12 protein-coding genes, 1 tRNA gene and 1 pseudogene are annotated in these 16,359 nt (G+C 73.8%); 6 read left to right on the forward strand and 8 right to left on the reverse strand.

Going from position 1 to position 16,359, the window contains the following annotated elements; all coding sequences use genetic code 11:
* Window positions 1-3: 3 nt before the first annotated feature.
* Together J2S63_RS14825 and J2S63_RS14830 are read left to right on the forward strand one after the other, a co-directional pair.
* Window positions 4-468, forward strand: coding sequence for a CinA family protein (locus tag J2S63_RS14825; RefSeq protein ID WP_310303751.1), 465 nt, complete (start codon window positions 4-6; stop codon window positions 466-468).
* Between the two features lie 35 nt (window positions 469-503).
* The gene (locus J2S63_RS14830; protein WP_310303753.1) at window positions 504-2,402 is read left to right on the forward strand and encodes a KUP/HAK/KT family potassium transporter; all 1,899 of its coding nucleotides are present in this window, start codon (window positions 504-506) and stop codon (window positions 2,400-2,402) included.
* A 171-nt stretch (window positions 2,403-2,573) separates the two neighbouring features.
* On the opposite strand, the gene selD is transcribed toward J2S63_RS14830, so the two are convergent.
* Entirely contained in the window at window positions 2,574-3,563 is a 990-nt protein-coding gene (gene selD / locus J2S63_RS14835; RefSeq protein ID WP_310303755.1) for a selenide, water dikinase SelD, read from the reverse strand.
* 57 nt (window positions 3,564-3,620) lie between these two features.
* Here selD and J2S63_RS14840 point away from each other — a divergent pair, with 57 nt between their 5' ends.
* Window positions 3,621-4,565: a TIGR03557 family F420-dependent LLM class oxidoreductase gene (locus tag J2S63_RS14840; protein ID WP_310303757.1), complete on the forward strand. Its 945-nt coding sequence runs from the start codon at window positions 3,621-3,623 to the stop codon at window positions 4,563-4,565.
* 6 nt (window positions 4,566-4,571) lie between these two features.
* On the opposite strand, the gene nrfD is transcribed toward J2S63_RS14840, so the two are convergent.
* The 4 genes and pseudogenes from nrfD to J2S63_RS21380 form a co-directional block, all read right to left on the reverse strand.
* Window positions 4,572-5,552, reverse strand: a complete 981-nt coding sequence (gene nrfD / locus J2S63_RS14845) for an NrfD/PsrC family molybdoenzyme membrane anchor subunit (protein WP_310303759.1) — start codon at window positions 5,550-5,552, stop codon at window positions 4,572-4,574.
* Window positions 5,549-6,475, reverse strand: coding sequence for a 4Fe-4S dicluster domain-containing protein (locus J2S63_RS14850; protein ID WP_310303761.1), 927 nt, complete (start codon window positions 6,473-6,475; stop codon window positions 5,549-5,551). The genes nrfD and J2S63_RS14850 overlap by 4 nt, the downstream gene beginning before the upstream one ends.
* Window positions 6,472-9,147, reverse strand: a pseudogene (gene fdh, locus J2S63_RS14855) (formate dehydrogenase); the annotation flags it as partial. The gene J2S63_RS14850 and the pseudogene fdh, both read right to left, overlap by 4 nt.
* Window positions 9,148-9,159: 12 nt before the next feature.
* A complete protein-coding gene (locus J2S63_RS21380) occupies window positions 9,160-9,720 on the reverse strand; it encodes a hypothetical protein (protein ID WP_486348062.1) in 561 nt (186 codons plus the stop codon).
* 58 nt (window positions 9,721-9,778) lie between these two features.
* On the opposite strand from J2S63_RS21380, the gene J2S63_RS14860 reads away from it, so the two are divergent.
* From J2S63_RS14860 to J2S63_RS14870, 3 genes are all read left to right on the forward strand, one after another.
* Window positions 9,779-9,873: transfer RNA gene (locus J2S63_RS14860), tRNA-Sec, on the forward strand.
* A 23-nt stretch (window positions 9,874-9,896) separates the two neighbouring features.
* Window positions 9,897-11,210 (forward strand): L-seryl-tRNA(Sec) selenium transferase, encoded by a 1,314-nt coding sequence (selA, locus tag J2S63_RS14865; protein ID WP_310303762.1) that lies wholly within the window; start codon window positions 9,897-9,899, stop codon window positions 11,208-11,210.
* Between the two features lies 1 nt (window position 11,211).
* Entirely contained in the window at window positions 11,212-12,915 is a 1,704-nt protein-coding gene (locus J2S63_RS14870; RefSeq protein WP_310303764.1) for a SelB domain-containing protein, read from the forward strand.
* Window positions 12,916-12,924: 9 nt separating this feature from the next.
* On the opposite strand, the gene J2S63_RS14875 is transcribed toward J2S63_RS14870, so the two are convergent.
* The 3 genes from J2S63_RS14875 to J2S63_RS14885 form a co-directional block, all read right to left on the reverse strand.
* Entirely contained in the window at window positions 12,925-13,398 is a 474-nt protein-coding gene (locus tag J2S63_RS14875) for a hypothetical protein (RefSeq protein ID WP_310303766.1), read from the reverse strand.
* Window positions 13,395-14,894: a sialidase family protein gene (locus tag J2S63_RS14880; protein WP_310303768.1), complete on the reverse strand. Its 1,500-nt coding sequence runs from the start codon at window positions 14,892-14,894 to the stop codon at window positions 13,395-13,397. Before J2S63_RS14880 ends, J2S63_RS14875 begins: the two co-directional genes overlap by 4 nt.
* 81 nt (window positions 14,895-14,975) lie before the next feature.
* Window positions 14,976-16,301: an alpha-hydroxy-acid oxidizing protein gene (locus J2S63_RS14885; protein WP_310303771.1), complete on the reverse strand. Its 1,326-nt coding sequence runs from the start codon at window positions 16,299-16,301 to the stop codon at window positions 14,976-14,978.
* Window positions 16,302-16,359: the final 58 nt, after the last annotated feature.

Consider the following 16,359-nt stretch of genomic DNA (forward strand, 5'->3'; position numbering starts at 1 on the left):
CCCATGACCGACCGCGACTCCCTCGTCGAGCGCCTCGGCCGGCTCGCCGCCGACCGAGGCGCCTCCATCGTCACCGCCGAGAGCCTCACCGCCGGCGCCATCGCCAGCGCCCTGGGGCAGGGCCCGGACTCCGCCGACTGGTTCCGCGGCGGCATCGTCGCCTACCAGGAGCCGGTCAAGTTCGACGTGCTCGGCGTGCCCGAGGGCCCCGTCGTCAGCGCCGCCTGCGCGGAGCAGATGGCCCGCGGCGCGCGCGACCTGCTCGGCGGCAGCTGGGCGGTCTCCGTCACCGGCGTCGGTGGACCCGACCCGAGCGAGGGCGAGCCCGCCGGCACCGTGTGGATGAGCGTGGCGACCGAGGACGACGTGGTCACCACCAAGGTGCAGCTCGACGGCGAGCCCGCCGAGGTGGTCGAGGCGACCGTCGACCAGGCGCTCGAGCTGCTGCACGACGTGCTGCGCCGTTGAGGAGAAGCCCACCTCAAAGTGGGTAGACCTCCCCCGTGACCGATCGACGCCGGGCGGGTCCGGCTGCCGTCGTGGGGGCGCTCGGTGTCGTGTTCGGCGACATCGGGACCAGCCCGCTCTACGCGATGCGCACGATCCTGGGCGAGAGCGGACCCGTCACCCCGGACACCGTCTACGGCGTCACCTCGACGGTGATCTGGTCGCTGGTCGTGGTCGTCACCGTGCTCTACGTCGGCGTGCTGCTGCGCGAGGACAACCAGGGCGAGGGCGGCCTGCTCGCCCTGCTCGGGCTGCTGCGCCGCGCCGGCACCGGTGCGCGACTGGTCGCGGCCACCACGGTCGTCGCGATGGTCGGCGCGGCCATGTTCATCGGTGACTCGGTGATCACCCCGGCCATCTCGGTGATCTCGGCCGCCGAGGGGCTGGAGACCGCCAGCCCCTCGCTCGCGGCGTGGGTCCTGCCGGTCGCGCTGACCATCCTCGGGGGAGTCTTCGTCCTGCAGCACCACGGCAGCGGCAAGATCGGCGCGGTCTACGGGCCGGTCATGGTCGCGTGGTTCGCCGTCCTCGCGCTCGGCGGCCTCGCCTCGCTGGTGCAGGACCCGGCCGCGGTGCAGGCCCTCTCGCCCCACCACGCCGTCCTCTACTTCGTGCACGACCCGCTCACCGCGTTCCTCTCGCTCGGTGCGGTCGTCCTGGCGGTCACCGGCGGCGAGGCGCTCTATGCCGACCTCGGCCACTTCGGGCGACCGGCCATCGCACGGGCCTGGTTGTTCGCCGTCCTGCCCGCCCTGCTGCTGGCCTACCTCGGGGAGGCCTCGGCCGTCGTACGCGACCCCAAGGCGGCCGGCGACCCGTTCTACGCCGTCGTCCCCTCGTGGGGCACGATCCCGGTGCTCGTGCTGGCCACCCTGGCCACGGTCATCGCCTCGCAGGCGGTCATCGCCGGTGGGTTCACGGTCTTCCACCAGGCCGGCGGGCTCGGCCTGTTCCCCTTCCTCCGCACCCGTCACCCGTCGGCCACCGAGAGCGGGAGGATCTACGTCCCGGCGGTCAACTGGGCCCTCGCGGTGGCGGTGCTGGGCGTCGTCCTGCTGTTCCGCAGCAGCGAGCGCCTCGCCGCGGCGTACGGCGTGGCCGTCGCGTTCACGATGCTCACCACCACCACGCTGTTCCTCGTGCTCGACCACGTGCGGGGCGAGCGCCACCCCGTGCGGCGCGCCGCGGCCTGGCTCGGCCTCGTCGTGATGGTCGTGTTCTGCGCAGCGGCCCTGCCCAAGATCCCCCAGGGCGGCTGGGCGCCCGTGCTGATCGGGGCCGTCGTGTTCGTGCTGCTGTGGACCTGGTGGAGCGGGCAGCGCCGGCTGGCGGCCGCCCGCGCCGCCGACGAGGTCTCCCCGCGCGACCTCCTCGCCGAGCTCCACCGCAGCGGCATCGAGCCCCACCGCACGCCCCACACGGCGGTCTTCCTCACCGAGGACGACGCCGTCGCGCCGTTCGCCCTGCGCACGATCACCGAGCAGGCGCAGGTCCTGCCCGAGCGGGTGCTGCTGCTCAGCTGGCAGGTCGAGGACACCCCGGGCTCCGAGGCCCACGTCAACCACGTCGAGCTCGACCCGTTCGAGGACTGCGAGGGCGTCACGGGCCTGTCGGTGACCCTCGGCTACCGCGAGCGGCTGTCGGTGCAGCACGTGCTCGAGTGCGCGATCGAGCAGCACCCCGAGGCGCTGCGCGGCGTCGACCCGGGCGAGGCGACCTACCTGGTCTCCGACTCGATCCCGCTGGTGGCCAAGGGGTGCGGCATGGCCGTCTGGCGCCAGCGGCTGTTCGTCCTCATGGCCAGGCTCTCCACCGACCGGGTCGACCAGCTCGAGCTGCCGCGTGCGCGGACCATCGTGATCGGGCGGGAGTTCCAGCTCGCCGTGCGCAGCTGACCGCGCGTCCCCACCCGCGCGTACTCCGACGTACGCGTCCCCACCCGCGCGTACTCCGACGTACGCGTGGCTGATGTCCGATTTGTCCAGCGCGTACGTCGGAGTACGCGGGGCGGGGCGGCCGGGCGGGGCGGCCGGGCGGGGCGGGGCGGGGCGGGGCGGCCGGGCCGGTCAGCGGCGGACGGTGATCCGGCCGTCGCCCGCGACCACCTCGCCCACGACGGGGTGGCCGGGGAGCTCGCCGACGACGAGGAGACCGCCGGAGGTCTGGGCGTCGGCCAGCAGGACCAGCTCGTCCTCGTCGACGTCGGCGTCGAGGTGGGGGCGGACCCAGTCGAGGTTGCGGCGGCTGCCGCCCGGCACGTAGCCGGCGGCGTACGACGAGCGCGCGCCCTCGACGTACGGCACGGCCGAGGCGTCGAGGACCGCCGAGACCCCGCTGGCGCGGCACAGCTTGAACAGGTGCCCGAGCAGGCCGAAGCCGGTCACGTCGGTGGCGCAGGTGTGGCCCGCGGCGAGCGCGGCGCGGGAGGCGTCGCGGTTGAGCGTGGTCATCACCTCGACCGCCTCGGGGAAGACCTCACCGGTCGCCTTGTGGCGGTTGTTGAGCACCCCGAGCCCCAGCGGCTTGGTCAGGGTGAGGGGCGTCCCGGGCACGGCGGTGTCGTTGCGCAGCAGGCGGTCGGGGTCGGCGAGACCGGTGACGGCCAGGCCGTACTTCGGCTCGGGGTCGTCGATGCTGTGGCCGCCGGCGAGGTGGCAGCCCGCCTGCGCCGCGACGGCAGCGCCACCGCGCAGCACCTCGGCGGCCAGCTCGAACGGCACGCGGTCGCGGGGCCAGGCGAGCAGGTTGACCGCGAGCAGAGGCTCACCGCCCATCGCGTAGACGTCGGAGATCGCGTTGGCCGCCGCGATCCGGCCCCAGTCGTAGGGGTCGTCGACGACGGGGGTGAAGAAGTCGGTGGTGAGCACGACCGCCCGGCCACCGTCGATGCGGACCACCGCGCCGTCGTCGCCGTTCTCGACGCCGACGAGCAGGTCGTCCGGGGTGGTCGGGGTGAGGCCGGAGAGCACCCGCTCGAGCTCCCCGGGCGGGACCTTGCAGGCGCAGCCGCCACCGGCGGCGAGCTGGGTGAGGCGGACGGGTGCGGAGACGGTCACCTCGCCATCATGGCGCGGGGCGGGTAGGAGCGCGCCCCGGCGGGGTACGACGAGCGCATGCGCATCGGATACTTCCTGTCGACCGAGGAGTACACCCCCGCCGAGCTCGTGGCCCAGGCCCGGGCCGCCGAGGCGGCGGGTTTCGAGAAGCTCTGGATCAGCGACCACTTCCACCCGTGGAACAACGAGCAGGGCAACAGCCCGCTGGTGTGGAGCGTGATCGGCGCGATCAGCCAGGTCTGCGACCTGCACGTCACGACGGCGGTCACCTGCCCGACGGTGCGGATCCACCCGGCGATCGTCGCCCAGGCCGCCGGCACCTGTGCCGAGCTGCTGGACGGGAAGTTCACGCTCGGCGTCGGCACGGGGGAGGCGCTCAACGAGAGCATCGTCGGCGGCCCGTGGCCGCCGCTCGACGTCCGTCTGGAGATGCTCGAGGAGGCGGTCGGGCTCATCCGCGAGCTGTGGACCGGCGAGGTCGTGACGCACCGCGGGCGGCACTACACCGTCGACCACGCGCGCATCTACAACGTGCCGGAGACCCCGCCGGAGATCTACGTCTCCGCCTTCGGGCCCAAGGTGCTCGAGGGCGCGGTCCGGTTCGGCGACGGCTTCATCTCCACCCAGCCCGACTCCGACTCGGTGAGCACGTGGAAGGAGCGCACCGGCGGCAAGCCCGCGCAGGCCGGCGCCAAGGTCGCCTACGCGAGCACCGCCGAGGAGGGGCTCGAGCACGCCTACCGGTTGTGGCCCAACGCGGGCGTGCCCGGCGAGCTGTCCCAGGTGCTGCCGACCCCGGAGCACTTCGAGCAGGCGACCCAGCTGGTCACCCCGGACACGATCCGCGACTCGACGGTCGCCGGCAACGACCCGGAGGCGCACCTGCGCCAGGTGCAGGAGTACGCCGACGCGGGCTTCGACGAGATCTACGTCGCCAACATGGGCCCGCACCACCAGGAGATGATCGAGTTCTACGGCAAGCAGGTGCTGCCGCAGCTCTGAGCCCCGTCAGGAGGCCTCGGCCCGCGCCTTCTCCCGCGCGGCCAGGCGCTCGCGCTGGGGAATGACGACGTACTTCGGGTCGCGCGCGGAGTCCAGGCCCGCCTCGAAGATGCCGAAGCGGGTCGCCAGGGAGGCGCCGACGTAGGTCGCGCCGGCGAGGACGGCGGCCGTGCGCGACCGCCCGCCGAGCAGCACGTTGGCCGCGGTCGCGACCGCCGTGGCGTTGCGCGAGAGCTTCATCAGCCGACCGGGTCGGCCCTTGCGGTAGGGCTCGGCGGCGAGCCCGCGACGGTGGATGATCGTCTCCGCGGCCGCGATCTCGACCGCCGCGCCGAGCAGCGCCATCGTGCGCGCGGGCCCGGCCTGGTCGAGCGGCACCAGCATCATCGCCAGGCCCCCGGCCGCCTGCGAGCCCGAGCCGGCGAAGACGAACGGCAGCTCGCGGTGCGCCTCGTGCCACGCGGGTACGGCGGTGTCGGCGACCAGCGCGGCGGTGTAGGTCGCCAGCGGGGGCCCGAACACGGCCGCCCCGACCCCGGCCAGGCGACCCAGCGCCGGCAGGACGCCGGTGACGTGGGAGGCGACGGCAGCGCCGGACAGTGCGGAGAACGGCGCGAGGATGAAGGAGCCGACCGAGAGGGGGGAGGTCGGCTTGACCACCCGCAGCATGTGGAGGAACCGCTCGGGCCGGCCGAGGTCGTGGATCAGCGCGACCGTGCCCACCGCGGCACCGCCCGCGGCGGCGAGCCGGGTGACGCGCTCGAGCTCGGGGTTGTCGGTCAGCGCCGCACCCTCGGCCAGGATCGCCGAGCAGCCGGCCAGCCCGCCGAGGAAGAGGTAGAGCGGAACGTCGGGGGTCTTCCACGTCGGGGTCTTGAGGATCTGGCGGCCGTAGTAGGACTGGAACTCCGCCTCGGGGACCATCAGCCGGTCACCCTTGCCGCCGCCGCCCCTGGGTCGCCGGCGCTGCTCCGGCTGCGCCGTCATCGGCGTCGCCCGACGAACGAGGCCACGCCGAGGCCCACGATGGTCACGGCCGCCGCGCCCACGTGACGCCACATCGAGCCGAGGTCCTTGGTGGTGACGACCGGGTCCGGGGGCAGGCCGTAGACCTCGGGCTCGTCGAGCAGCAGGAAGAACGCCCCGTCGCCGCCGACCCCGTCGTCGGGGTCGTGGCCGTAGAGCCGGGCGGCGTCGACGCCCTGCTCGTGCAGCTCGGCCAGGCGCAGGTCGGCCTTGGCCCGCAGCTCGGACAGGTCGCCGTACTGGATGGACTCCGTCGGGCAGGCCTGCGCGCACGCGGGCGTCTGGCCGTCCTTGAGCCGGTCGTAGCAGAGCGTGCACTTGAACGCCCGGCCGTCCTCCTTGCGGATGTCGATCACGCCGTAGGGGCAGGCCGCGACGCAGTAGCCGCAGCCGTTGCAGATGTCGGGCTGGACGACGACCGTGCCGAACTCGGTGCGGAACAGCGACCCGGTCGGGCAGACGTCGAGGCACGCCGCGTGCGTGCAGTGCTTGCAGACGTCGGAGGACATCAGCCAGCGCACGCCCGAGTCGCCGGACTCGGCGCCCTGCGGGTCGGGCGCCTGCGGGTCGGCGCCGGGGAGCGAGAACGACGGCATGCCGAGGTCGGTCGTCGCGCTGGGCACCGGCTGCTCGACGAACGCCACGTGGCGCCAGGTGCTCGCGCCGAGCTGGGCGGTGTTGTCGTAGGACATGCCGGTCATGAGGTAGCCGTCGTCGGGCACCTCGTTCCACTCCTTGCACGCCACCTCGCAGGCCTTGCAGCCGATGCACACCGAGGTGTCGGTGAAGAAGCCCTTGCGGGGCGGGTGGTCGTCGGCGTAGCCGGCGTCGCCGGTCACGTCGTCCAGCCGGCTCCACAGGCTCTCCTCGGAGAAGAGGCTCACGTCTGCGCACCTCCGTCGGTGTGGTCCGGCGCGTCGGAGACCCCGGCGCGGCGGCGGTAGTCCTCGACGTACGCCGTGAGGGCGGGTCCGCGCGGGCGTCGCCCGGGGCGGATGTCGCAGGTGCCGACCTTGTCCTGGATGTAGACGTTGGGGTCCATCGTCACGTTGACCAGGTCGTTGGGGGAGTCGCCCTGGCTGATGCCGTTGCGGCCCCAGTGGTAGGGCAGGCCGACCTGCTCCACCCACTGGTCGCCCAGGCGGAGCGACCGCAGCCGGTCGGTGACCAGCACCCGCGCCTCGATCGCGCTGCGCGCGGTGACGATCGTGGCCCACTCGCCGTGCTCCAGGCCGCGCTCGCGCGCCAGTCGCGGCGACACCTCGCAGAACGGCTCGGGCTGCAGCTCGGTGAGGTAGGGCAGCGTGCGGCTCATGCCGCCCGCCGTGTGGTGCTCGGTCAGGCGATAGCTGGTGAAGACGTAGGGGAAGACGTCGCTGCAGCTGGGGTTGATCGGGTTGCTCGGGTCGGAGATGCCCTGCCGGCCGGGGTTGTTCTGCTGGCCGTAGAGCGGGTTGCGCACCGGCGACTCGGGCGGCTCGTAGTGCGCGGGGAGCGGGCCGTCGGCCACGCCCAGCGGCGCGAACAGCCAGGCCTTGCCGTCGGTCTGCATGATGAACGGATCGGCGCCCCCGATCGCGTCGGGGCCCTTGGCGTCGTCGGGCGGGACGTAGGACGGGTCGCGGTCGGCGATGAAGTCGGGCACGTCGGGCCCGACCCACTTGCCCTGGTCGGCGTCCCAGGTGATGTAGCGCTTGCGCTCGCTCCACGGCGTGCCGTCGGGGGCGGCGGACGCGCGGTTGTAGAGCTGGCGGCGGTTGGCCGGCCACGCCCAGCCCCACTCCGAGGCGACCCAGTCCTGCTCCCAGTGCGGCTTGCGCCGACGCGCCTGGTTGACCCCGTCGGCGTAGACCCCGGAGTAGATCCAGCAGCCGCACGCCGTCGAGCCGTCGTCCTTGAGCTCGGTGTAGCCCGACAGCGGGTTGCCCTGCGCGTCGGTGCCGTTGATCTCCATCAGCACGGCCTCGCCGTCGACGTCGCCGTGCTCGTCGACGGGGTAGTCCCACGCCAGGTCGAGCAGCGGGCGGTCCATCTCGTCGGTGGAGTCCTTGAGCTTCTCGCGGATGCGCACGCCCAGCTCGTAGTAGAAGTCCAGCTCGCTGCGGCAGTCGCCCGGCGGGTCGACCGCCTTGTCGCGCCACTGCAGCATGCGCTGGGTCTGGGTGAACGACCCGGCCTTCTCCACGTGGGTGGCGGCCGGGAGGAAGAAGACCTCGGTGCCGATCTCCTCGGTGACCAGCTCACCGGTCTCGATCTCCGGGCCGTCCTTCCAGAAGGTCGCCGACTCGATCATCTGGAGGTCGCGGACGACCAGCCAGTCGAGGTTGGCCAGGCCGAGTCGCTGCATCTTGCCGTTGGCCGAGCCGACTGCGGGGTTCTCCCCGACGATGAAGTAGCCCTTGGACCGGCCGTCGATCTGCGCCTTGACGGTGGTGTACGTCGACGCGTCGCCGGTCAGCCGGGGGAGGTAGTCGAAGCAGAACTCGTTGTCCGGCGTCGCCGCGTCCCCCCAGTAGGACTTGAGCAGGCTCACGGCGTAGGCGCTCATGTTGCCCCAGAAGCCGGTCTTGCCGGCGTCGCCCGCGACGTAGGCGGCGAGGTCCTGGTGCTCGGCGGCGTGCGGCATGGGGAGGTAGCCCGGGAGGATGTTGAACAGCGTCGGGATGTCGGTCGAGCCCTGGATGCTCGCGTGTCCGCGCAGGGCCATGATGCCGCCGCCGGGACGGCCGATGTTGCCCAGCAGGGTCTGCAGGATCGCCGAGGTGCGGATCATCTGCGCGCCGACGCTGTGGTGGGTCCACCCGACGGCGTAGCAGATCGCGGAGGTGCGCTCCCGGCCGCTGTTGCTGGTCAGCGCGTCCGCGATGCGAGCGAACTGGTCCGGGCTGATGCCGCAGACCTCCTGCACCATCTCGGGGGTGTAGCGCGCGAAGTGACGCTTGAGGATCTGGAACACGCAGCGCGGGTGCTGCAGGGTCTCGTCGCGCTCGCCCTTGCTGGCCACGCCCGGACCGCCCGAGCCGTGGGTCTCGGACCGCGCGGCCTCGTGCTGCTGCCCGTGGGAGCCGGCGTCGCCCGCCGGCTGCGCCGGGTCGCGCTGACCGGCCGCGGGCGCCGACGTCGCGCCGACGTACTGCCAGGTCCCGGGGTCGTACTGCCCCGACTCGGGGTCGAAGCCGGAGAAGAGCCCGTCGAGGTCCTCGGTGTCCTGGAACCCCTCCTCGATGATCGAGGCCGCGTTGGTGTAGGCGACGACGTACTCGCGGAAGTCGAGGTCGTTGCTCAGCACGTGGTTGACCAGCGCACCGAGGAACGCGATGTCGGAGCCCGCGCGGATCGGCGCGTGGATGTCGGCGACCGCCGAGGTCCGCGTGAAGCGGGGGTCGACGTGGATGATCGTCGCGCCCCGGCGCTTGGCCTCCATCACCCACTGGAACCCGACCGGGTGTGCCTCGGCCATGTTGGAGCCCTGGATCAGGATGCAGTCACTCTGCGCGAGGTCCTGCAGGAAGGTGGTGGCCCCACCACGGCCGAACGAGGTCCCCAGACCGGGGACCGTGGAGGAGTGTCAAATCCGCGCCTGGTTCTCGATGGCGATCGCCCCCATCGCCGTGTAGAGCTTCTTCATGAGGTAGTTCTCCTCGTTGTCGAGGGTCGCTCCTCCGAGGCTGGCGATGCCGGTGGTGCGGCGGGTGCGACGACCCTGGTCGTCCTCCCACTCCCAGAACTGCTTGCGCGTCTTGATCACCCGGTCGGCGACCATGTCGACCGCCGTGTCGAGGTCGAGGTCCTCCCACTCGGTGCCGAAGGGGCGGCGGTAGCGCACCTTGGTCACCCGGCTGGGGGACGTGACGAGCTGCTTGCTGGCGCTGCCCTTGGGGCAGAGGCGGCCGCGGGAGACCGGGCTGGCGGGGTTGCCCTCGATCTGGACGATCTTGTCGTCCTTGACGAAGACCCGCTGGCCGCAGCCGACGGCGCAGAAGGGGCAGACCGAGTCGACCACGCGGTCGGCGGTCACGGTGCGGGGGGTGAGGCTCTCGCTCCGGGCGGACATCGCGGCCTGGCCACGGCCCAGGCGGTCCGCGCCCGTGACCTGCCGCAGCACCGGCCACCCCAGGAACGCCTTCACGTGGGTGATGTAACCACGGCCGTCAAGGACCAAACCCCTCGCAGGTAGGTTGACCTGCGGAGGCGTACCTCGTCTGGTGACGGGCGCGGTCCTCAACACCGTTGTGACCGGGCATCCCGGTCAGGCGGGTTCGATTCCCGTCCGCCTCCGCCAACTCTTCGCCCGGGAGGAGCACCGTGGACGACCCGCGCCGCCGTACGCCGCGCACGGACGCGGTGCTCGCCGCGCCGACGGTCGCAGCCGCGGCCGACCGGCTCGGGCGCGACCGGGTCAAGGCCGCGGTCGTCGAGGTCCTCGCCGAGTGCCGGGCGGGCTCGCTGGCCCCGGAGGACGTGGTGGACGCCGTGGTCGCGCGACTCCCCGGCTCGTCCACGTCGATGCGCCCGGTGGTCAACGCGACCGGGGTCGTCGTGCACACCAACCTGGGCCGCGCGCCGCTCTCGACCGCGGCGCTCGAGGCGGTCACGCTCGCGGCGGGCCCGACCGACGTCGAGCTGGACCTCGCCACGGGGACGCGTGGACGCCGGGGCGCGGGCGCGCTGGCGGCGCTCTCGGCCGCCTGCCCCGACGCCGGCGGGGTGCACGTGGTCAACAACGGCGCCGCGGCCCTGGCCCTGGTCGCCTGCGCGCTGGGGGCGGGTCGCGAGGTCGTCATCGCCCGTGGCGAGCTGGTCGAGATCGGCGACGGCTTCCGCATCCCCGACCTGGTGCAGTCCCTCGGCGTGCGCCTGGTCGAGGTCGGCACGACCAACCGGGTGCGACTGGCCGACTACGAGGCGGCGATCGGGCCCGACACCGCGTTCGTGCTCAAGGTGCACCCGTCGAACTTCACGGTGGAGGGCTTCACCTCCTCGGTGGACGTCTCCGCGCTCGCGACGCTGGGGGTCCCCGTCGTGGCCGACATCGGCTCCGGCCTGCTGGCCCCGCACCCGCGGCTGCCCGACGAGCCCGACGCCGCCACCACATTGCGTGCCGGCGCCGCGCTCGTGACCGCCTCGGGCGACAAGCTCCTCGGCGGCCCGCAGTGCGGGCTGCTGCTCGGGTCGGCGCCGCTGGTCGAGTCGCTGCGGCGGCACCCGTTCGCCCGTGCGCTGCGGGTCGACAAGCTCACGCTGGCCGCGCTGGAGGCGACGCTGACCGGCCCGACCCCGCCGGTCGCGGCGGCACTCGCGGCACGGCCCGAGGACCTGCTCGCCCGGGCCCGACGACTGGCCGTCGCGATCGGTCCGGGCCTGGCGACCGCGGTGGAGTCGGAGGGCCGGGTCGGGGGTGGCGGGGCGCCCGGCGTGCCCCTGCCCAGCGCCGCCGTCGCCCTCCCGTCGTCGCTCGCGACGCCCCTGCGGCTCGGTGACCCCTCGGTGGTCGGGCACGTCAAGGACGGCCGGCTGCTGCTCGACCTGCTGACGGTGCCCGAGGAGCGCGAGGCGGACGTGGTCGACGCCGTACGCCGGGCCGCGGCCGCGGCGGGCACCGCTGAGGGAGCCTCCTGAGGTGCACGTCGTCGTGACCGCCGGCCACGTCGACCACGGCAAGTCGACGCTGGTGCGGGTCCTGACCGGGTCGGACCCGGACCGGCTCGAGGAGGAGCGGCGGCGCGGGCTGTCGATCGAGCTGGGCTACTGCTGGACGAGCCTCGACGGCCTCGGGGAGGTCGCCTTCGTCGACGTGCCCGGGCACGAGCGCTTCATCGCGACCACGCTGTCGGGCATGGGGCCCGTGCCGGTCGCGATGCTCGTGGTCGCCGCCGACGACCCGTGGATGCCGCAGGCCGCCGAGCACCTCGCGGCTCTCGACGCCCTGGGTGTCGCGCATGGAATTGTCGTCGTGACCAGAAGTGACCTCGCCGATCCCGCGCCGGCTCTCGCGCGAGCGCGCAGCGAGGTCGACCGCACGTCTCTGGCCGGTGCGCCCGTGGTGGCGGTGAGCGGCGCGACGGGCGAGGGGCTCGACGAGCTCAGGGCCCTGCTGCACAAGGTCCTCTCCGGCCTCCCGGCCCCGGATCCCGCTGCCGACGTGCGGCTCTGGGTGGACCGCCGCTTCCACGTCAAGGGGTCCGGCACCGTCGTGACCGGCACCCTGCCGGCCGGCACCGTGCGGGTCGGCGACGTGCTCGAGGTGGGCGGCCGCGAGGCGCGGGTGCGCGGGGTCGAGGCGCTCGGCGTCGCTCGCGAGGCGATCTCCGGGGTCGCCCGCGTCGCGCTCGACCTGGGCGGCCGCGCGCCCGAGGTCGCACGGGGCGACGCGGTGGTCACGCCCGGCGCCTTCGAGCCGACCACCCTCGTCGACGTGCGGGTGACGGGCGAGGGGGCGGTCCCGGCCAAGCCGCTGCTCCACGTGGGTTCGGCGCTGCTGGCCGTCCACGCACGACCGCTCGGGGACGACCTCGTCCGCCTGTCGCTGGAGCGACCGCTCCCGCTGCGGGTGGGGGACCGCGCGATCCTGCGCGACCCGGGCAGCCGCGCCCTCTGGGGGCTCGAGGTCCTCGACCCGGCACCACCACCCCTGCGGCGTCGCGGAGCAGCCGGCGTCCGCGCGGCGACCCTGCGGGGCCACGACGGGTCCCTCGCCGCGGAGCTCGAGGTGCGAGGCGTCGTGCGCCGGTCGCTCCTGCGGCGCATCGGCGTGCCCGACGGACCCCTGCCGGACGGAGCCGTGGAGACAGCCGGCTGGCTGGTCGGCCCGCGTCGGGCCGAGGAGCTGCGTCAGCGGCTGGTCGCCCTCGCGTCGACCCGGCCGGTCGCGCCGGCGGCGGCCGCGCACGAGCTCGGCCTCCCGGCCGACGACCTGGTCCTCGCCGTCGTGCGGCCCCCGCTGCGCCTCGAGCAGGGTCGGATCACCACCGGGTCGGACGTGCCCGCCGCGCTGCGTGACGCGGCGGCGCGGGTGTGTGCCGAGACCGACGGCTTCGCCGCGGTCGAGGCCGGGCGTCTCGACCAGCTCGGCCTCGGGCCCGCGGAGCTCGCCCGGCTGCACGGGGCCGGGCTCCTGCTGCGCATCGACCCCCGGCTGGCCCTCCCGCCGGGCGCCGACGCCGCAGCGGTCGAGGTGCTCCGTGGCCTGGACCAGCCCTTCACCACCAGCGCGGCCCGGCAGGCCCTGGGCACCAGCCGTCGCGTCGTGCTCCCGCTCCTGGCGCACCTGGACCGCACCGGCCGCACCGTGCGGCTCGCCGACGACCGGCGTCGGCTGCGCTGACCCGGGCGGTCACTCCGCCCGCGCGACCACCTGCACGACGGTCTCGCCCTGGCATTTGCCCGACTCGCGGATCGCCCAGCGGCCCTCGAAGCCGTTGCCGCGCCAGTCCGCCTCGGCGTCGTGCTCCTCGGTCTCGCCGTGCTCGACCTCGAACCCCGCGTCCTGCGCCGGGCCGTTGAGCGCGGCGAGCACCTGCTCGAACGGCAGCGACGTCACGCCCGTGGCGATCACCCCGTCGGCGCCACGGTCCTCGGCGTCGTAGACGACCGTCCTGTCGGGGAAGGGGAAGTCGGTGGGGAACCCGTCGGGGAGCGAGGAGACCTGCTCGGCGTCGGCGACGCACGTCTCGGTCGCCGAGGCAGGCAGTGCCTCGTGCTCCGCCTCGGCCTCCGACTTCTTGTCCGATCCACAACCACCCAGCACGAGGGCGCCGGCCAGCGACACGGCGGCGAGGACCGCCGTGCGCCGGAGCGGTGCCGTCATCGGGTGCGCGTGCCGACCAGCGGCAGCCGGCCCAGCAGGCCGGTCCCGCTCGTCGTCGCCGTCGGTGCCCCGGTCGCCGTGGCCGTCCCGCCGTCGTACGCCGCGAAGAGGCCGAGACCGCTGCTGCTGCGGGCGATCGTGGCGTAGGCCGCCTGCGCGTCGGCCGGGCCGGCCCCGCTGGTGTGGGTCGGGTCGGTGACGCAGGCGTCGATGCAGCCGTCGGCGTAGCCGACCTCGATGTGCCCGGTCCGGTCCACCGTCGCGTCGATGAAGTCGAGCAGGTTGCGGTCGCCGCCACAGGTGGTGCCACCGGTGCAGATCGAGCCGCGCTGGACCGGGTCGTTCGGCGTGGTGTCGGTGGTCTGCCAGGTCTTGCCGCCGTCGTACGTCGTGGAGACGTAGAGGTGCCAGACGCCCTTGAAGCCGGCGGTGTCCTGGTAGTTGCCACCGGTCGGCGTGCCGATGAAGGCCACCGCCGCGCGGTCGTCGTCACCGGCCACCGCGGCCGGGAAGACGGCGTTCTGGATGCCGAACTCGCCGCCGAGCTCCTGGTTGTCGGTCCAGGTCGCGCCCTGGTCGTGGCTGACCGCGACGCCGGGCTTGCCGTCGGCGCCGACGTAGCCGAAGTACGTCGTGCCGTGGGCGCCCACGGCGATCGACGGGTCGGCGTCGCTCTCGGTCGTGCCCGGGACCGGGCGGACCTTCCACGTGGTGCCGTTGTCGGTCGACACGACCGCGGCCTGGGTGCCGTTGCAGCCCTTGTTGGGCAGGTAGGCGGTGCCGTCGGGGGCGACCTTGACGTGGCCGTGGAGGCCGCCGCAGTCGAGCAGGCTGTAGGTCGGGACGCCGACGCCGAAGGTCGTGCCGCCGTCGCGGGAGACCGCGCAGAAGGCGGTCGCGATGTCCTGGCTGCAGTAGTAGACGGCGTCGGGGTAACCGGTCAGCGGGAGGCCACCGATGCCGGCGGCGCTGAACGGGCCGCCGCCGACGGTCTGGTGGTCGACGCCGCTGGGGATGCCACCGCCGGTGCTCGGGTTCCAGGTGGCGCCGTCGTCGTCGGTCCAGCAGGTGGCCGAGTCGAGACCGGTGAGCTGGGACTCGAAGGTGCGGCCGGTGGTGTGGTCGGTGAAGAGGATCGGGTCGAGGCTGATCGTGCTGCCGAGCGGGCAGCCGTTGGAGAGGTTGGCCGAGACGTCCGACCACGAGACGGTGGCCGGGGAGACGGAGTCGTCGAAGACGGCCTTGTAGGTCGACAGGCTCGCCTGGTACATCGTCGCGCCGGACTTCCAGCTGCTGCCGATCGACGGCTCCCCGGCGTTGTTCACGTCGGTCAGCGACGCGGGAGCGGGGTAGGTGGTGAAGCCGGGTGCGGAGGCGGTGGTCGCGGCGCTCGCACCACTCTCGGCCCCGCCGATCACAGCGGCGGAGGTGACCGTGCCGAGGGCGAGCACGAGGGCGGCGGGAACGGACAGGCGACGCAGGCGCGTGGAGGCCATCTGGAACCTTTCGGCGGTCGCTGCTCCCGGGGTGGGGGAGAGGAGCAGACCAGAGGGCTCAACGACCTGCGCGGGGTCGCGTTACGCCGTCGCGGGCTGCACCATCTCCCGGGTGATGCCGGCCAGGTCGCGCACGCCGGTGAGGCCCATCGTCAGGTCGAGCTCGGCCACGACGTTGGTGATGACGTCCTCGATGCCCTGCCGGCCCGCCAGGGCCATGCCGTAGACGTAGGACCTGCCGAGCAGGACCGCGTCCGCCCCGAGCGCGCGGGCGACGTACACGTCCGCACCCGAGCGCACCCCGCTGTCGAGCAGGACGGTCGGCTCGGGCCCGATCGCCTCGCGGATCGCGACGAGCGCGTCGAGGGAGGCGATCGCGTTGTCGACCTGGCGGCCGCCGTGGTTGGACACCACGATGCCGTCGACGCCGAGGTCGAAGGCCCGCCTCGCGTCGTCGGGGTGCAGGACCCCCTTGAGCAGGACCGGCAGCTCGGTGCGCTCGCGCAGCGTGGCGAGGTGGTCCCAGCTCAGGCCGGGGTTGGAGTAGACGTCGAGGAAGGTCTCGACCGACCCGCGCGCCTCGCCGGAGCGCAGGTTGTCGAGGAACGCGCCGGGGTGGTTGCGCAGGATGTCGACCAGGCTCCGGACGGCGGCGAGCGTGACGTCGGGCTTGGGTCCCTGGACCGGGCGCGCGATCCGCTCGCGCACGAGCTCGAGGAAGCGGCTGTCCCGGGTGTACTGCGCGATGCCGATCCCGCGGCTGAACGGCAGCGAGCCCAGGTTGAGGTCGCGGGGACGCCATCCGAGCTGCGTGGTGTCGAGCGTGACCACGACGGCGCCGGCGTCGATCTTGGCCGCGCGGTCGAGCAGGCTCTGCACCAGTCCCTCGTCCTTGCTCCAGTAGAGCTGGAACCAGCGCGCCGCCCCCGGCGACACCTCGTCCATCGCCGCCGCGCAGTCCTCCATGGAGGAGCTGCCCTGGTTGGAGAAGACGTACGGCGTCCCGGTCGCCGCGCTCGCGCGTGCGGTCAGCAGGTCGGCGTCGGGACGGACCAGGCCGCAGGCGCCGATCGGCGCCAGCAGCACCGGAGCCGGCAGCCGGCGTCCGAACAGTTCCACCGACAGGTCGCGGTCGGTCGCGCCCGCCGCCATGCGCGGCACGACCTGCCACTTGTCGAACGCGGCCCGGTTGCGCCGCACGGTGCGCTCCTCGCCCGCACCGCCCGCGATGTAGGCCCAGGCCCGCGGGCTCATGCGCCGCTTCGCGCGTGCCTCGAGGGTGGGGGCGTCCGCCGGGACCGACGGCTTGCGGCCGGCGATCCCGGCGCGGTAGATCGCGGACTGCCGGGCCAGGCCCGGACCGGCCGAGACCGCGGGCGTCGACATCGAGGTGGGGCTGTCGGTCACGGGCTCTCCCGGGGTCAGGTCGCAGGTGGCCGCCAGGCTAGCCGCTCCCGACCCACCG

The organism is Nocardioides marmoribigeumensis, assembly GCF_031458325.1.
GTDB lineage: Bacteria > Actinomycetota > Actinomycetes > Propionibacteriales > Nocardioidaceae > Marmoricola_A > Marmoricola_A marmoribigeumensis.